The sequence below is a fragment of the Microcystis sp. LEGE 00066 genome, assembly GCF_015207925.1.
Classification (GTDB): Bacteria; Cyanobacteriota; Cyanobacteriia; order Cyanobacteriales; family Microcystaceae; genus Microcystis; species Microcystis ichthyoblabe_A.
The window spans coordinates 1-2,974 of record NZ_JADEVX010000308.1 but is presented as its reverse complement, the minus strand read 5'-3'; the positions used below and the strand labels follow the sequence as shown (position 1 = coordinate 2,974).

Sequence of the window (2,974 nt, the reverse complement as noted above, 5' to 3'; positions counted from 1 at the left end):
CCCCACACCCCACACCCTGTCCCCACCGAAAAACTTTTTTAGCAAACCTTAATTAGGCTGTAAGTCTCTTGAAACTTAACAATATTAACAGACAAGGACGGGAGAATAATTGCTAGATTGGGTTAGGTGCAGTCAAATGTAACCGCGAGAACAAGCGAAAAAAAGGCGGTTTTGCTAGGTAAAACCGCCAAAAAGCCCTAGCTTAATTTCTCGATTCTGACGATTAAATAAATATTAAAACAGCCGATGAATCTAACGAACTTTCCTTGGTTAACTGCCATCATCCTTTTTCCCATCGTCGCTGCTTTATTGGTCCCCATAATTCCCGATAAAGACGGTAAAACCGTGAGATGGTTTGCTCTGACGGTGGGATTAATCGACTTTGCCCTAATTATCTACGCTTTCTATAGCAGTTACGATTTCGCTAATCCCAATCTGCAATTAGTGGAAAGTTACCAATGGTTGCCAGAAATTGACCTAAGATGGTCATTAGGAGCCGATGGCCTCTCCATGCCTCTGATTATCTTAACGGGATTTATCACCACTCTAGCTATCTTAGCGGCTTGGCCGGTCACTTTTAAACCGAAACTATTCTACTTCCTGATGCTGTTGATGTACGGGGGACAGATTGCAGTGTTTGCAGTGCAGGATCTGTTACTGTTCTTCCTCGTCTGGGAATTAGAATTAGTCCCCGTCTATCTGATCCTCTCTATTTGGGGCGGTAAACGCCGTCTCTACGCAGCCACCAAATTTATCCTTTACACCGCCGGAGGCTCTCTCTTCATCCTTGTAGCGGCGCTGACGATGGCTTTTTATGGCGATACCGTCTCCTTTGACATGGTGACTATTGCTGGTAAAGACTTCCCCCTGAAACTGCAATTATTCCTCTACGCTGGTTTTCTGATTGCCTACGGGGTAAAACTGCCGATTTTCCCTCTTCATACTTGGCTGCCGGATGCCCACGGCGAAGCCACTGCCCCTGCCCATATGTTACTAGCGGGAATTTTGCTTAAAATGGGTGGTTATGCGCTCCTACGCATGAATATGGGGATGTTACCCGATGCTCACGCCGTTTTCGCCCCCGTTTTGGTGATTTTAGGGGTAGTTAATATTATCTACGCTGCCTTAACTTCCTTTGCCCAACGCAATCTTAAGCGCAAAATTGCCTATTCTTCCATCTCTCACATGGGATTTGTCCTGATTGGTATGGCTTCCTTTACCGATATTGGTACAAGTGGGGCGATGTTACAGATGATTTCCCACGGACTAATTGGGGCAAGTTTATTCTTTATGGTCGGTTGTACCTACGATCGCACCCATACCCTGATGTTAGACGAGATGGGCGGTGTCGGCAAGAAAATGAAGAAAGTTTTTGCCATGTGGACCACCTGTTCCCTTGCTTCCCTAGCTTTGCCCGGTATGAGCGGTTTTGTGGCGGAATTAATGGTATTTATCGGTTTTGCCACCAGTGATGCCTATAGTCCCACTTTCCGGGTTATTATCGTCTTTTTAGCAGCTATCGGTGTCATTCTCACCCCGATTTATCTCTTGTCCATGTTGCGAGAAATTCTCTACGGGCCGGAAAATAAGGAATTAGAAGAACACCATGTCCTAGTGGATGCGGAACCCCGGGAAGTCTTTATCATCGCTTCTCTATTAGTGCCAATTATCGGCATTGGACTCTATCCCAAAGTGGCCACGACAATTTACGATGCTACTACCAATAAATTAACCGCCCTAGCGCGTAATTCTGTCCCCAGTTTAGTGCAACAGGCCAAGGCAAAAACCGCTAGTTTCTCCCTTTATTCCCTAAAAGCACCCGAAATCTAAGGATTTATCAGTTATCAGTTACCAGTTACCAGTTATCAGATTTGAGTTTTAAGTGAGCAGTATTAAATCCCAATTTCCGCACTTCTTAACATTCAATTGATAATTTTTACTAATATTAAATCCAGTTATTAAAGAATGATTATTTATTCTCCCTTTTGCCCATTGCCTATTGCATGAGTGCCTCTCCTCATAACTAGCCTGTACTCAATGGATTTAGTATTATTATACTTTTAATTGATTGTGTGATTATTTTAATGCGATCGCTACTGAGTACAGCCTGGAGAATTATCAGAATTAGTCCCCACTGGAGCAATCGCACCCAAAGAAGATTAGGCGGTCGCAACGCGCTCGCTACGCGAGACCGCAACATAGCAAAATATAGGAGTTTAGCCCATGTCTAACGAAACCGTGACTTATTCCCTAGAAGCTGTTCTAACAAGGATTGAGGGAAAAATAGACTCTCTACAAAGGGATGTTAACAAGCTAGAGATAGGACAATCAGAGTTAAAAGGGGAGATTAAAGCCTTAGGCTTTAAGGTTGAGGGCATCGATAAAAGATTAGAGAAAGTAGAAAATGAACAATCTGTTTTAGTTAAGTCTGTTTCTGACTTACAGGGATTTCGAGGGTTAATTTTACCTCTGATTGTTGGGGGAATTAGTGCCGGTATCGGGGCAATAATCACCGTTAGTATCAGATTTTCTCTACTCAGTGGCAACCCCTAAATAGCGCGGTCGCAACATAGCAAAATATAGGAGTTTAGCTCATGTCTAACGAAACCGTGACTTATTCCCTAGAAGCTGTTCTAACAAGGATTGAGGGAAAAATAGACTCTCTACAAAGGGATGTCAATCAAAAATTCGACAAAATTGATGAACGATTAACCAAAGTAGAAAGTAGCAAAAAAAAGAATTAGATTCGGAGAATGAAACAGCCCTACCCTTATCAAGGGGGGACTAAGGGGGGATCGAACCTAAAATCCATTTTTAATTTAATTATAACCAGCTACTTAATTAAGGAGCCGATAAGAACTCTTGATCGCTGATAATCAGGATTATTTCCTAACTTTTAACTGCCGACATCTGCCGCATTTCTAGATACACTAATAAAGCGTTAATATCGGCGGGATTGACTCCGCCAATTCGC

The 2,974-nt window shown here is 43.0% G+C and carries 3 protein-coding genes; all 3 read left to right on the top strand.

The genetic code is table 11. The features are described from left to right. The first annotated feature begins 246 nt into the window (after positions 1-246). The 3 genes from ndhD1 (at position 247) to IQ224_RS22855 (ending at position 2,744) form a co-directional block, all read left to right on the top strand. Positions 247-1,830, top strand: coding sequence for a photosynthetic/respiratory NAD(P)H-quinone oxidoreductase subunit D1 (gene ndhD1 / locus IQ224_RS22865; protein WP_002778562.1), 1,584 nt, complete (start codon positions 247-249; stop codon positions 1,828-1,830). Positions 1,831-2,223: 393 nt separating this feature from the next. Further along, on the top strand, positions 2,224-2,553 hold the full coding sequence (locus IQ224_RS22860) for a hypothetical protein (protein WP_004157097.1): 330 nt from the start codon (positions 2,224-2,226) through the stop codon (positions 2,551-2,553). A gap of 41 nt (positions 2,554-2,594) precedes the next feature. Then, positions 2,595-2,744 (top strand): hypothetical protein, encoded by a 150-nt coding sequence (locus IQ224_RS22855; RefSeq protein WP_004157100.1) that lies wholly within the window; start codon positions 2,595-2,597, stop codon positions 2,742-2,744. Positions 2,745-2,974 lie beyond the last annotated feature (230 nt).

Bases quoted from the DNA above. Each gene is read 5' to 3' on its own strand.
- ndhD1 (WP_002778562.1), top strand. From the start codon at position 247: ATGAATCTAACGAACTTTCCTTGGTTAACTGCCATCATCCTTTTTCCC.
- IQ224_RS22860 (WP_004157097.1), top strand. From the start codon at position 2,224: ATGTCTAACGAAACCGTGACTTATTCCCTAGAAGCTGTTCTAACAAGG.
- IQ224_RS22855 (WP_004157100.1), top strand. From the start codon at position 2,595: ATGTCTAACGAAACCGTGACTTATTCCCTAGAAGCTGTTCTAACAAGG.